Annotated in this window: 1 protein-coding gene; it reads left to right on the top strand. The window is 64.9% G+C overall.

The window, feature by feature from the left end; genetic code table 11:
• A partial coding sequence (locus tag LL239_RS17620) for a hypothetical protein (RefSeq protein WP_228164623.1) occupies positions 1-198 on the top strand: 198 nt, incomplete at its 5' end.
• Positions 199-282 lie beyond the last annotated feature (84 nt).

Raw genomic sequence — 282 nt, forward strand, 5'->3', positions numbered from 1 at the left:
AACCCGGTCCGGCAGTGGAGCATCGGGTCGGTCACGGTGGGTGAGGACTTCCCGCCGACTCTCGTGCTCCCTGGCGCGGAACTGCGCCTCGAGGTGTACGGCGACCCGGTCATCCCTGACGACGTCCATCACCTGCGAGTGCTGTCCGTGTCTGGGGGTAACGGGCGGCAACTGAAACCGGAGGTGGAGAATGCCTGACCTGACTAACTACGGCGCGTGGATCGAGGACATCAAGCGGCAGCTCCGGCAACTGAAGACGGGCGCGTTTCTCGAGAACGCGTC

The sequence above is a fragment of the Microbacterium testaceum genome, from assembly GCF_020781835.1.
Taxonomy (GTDB): domain Bacteria; phylum Actinomycetota; class Actinomycetes; order Actinomycetales; family Microbacteriaceae; genus Microbacterium; species Microbacterium testaceum_H.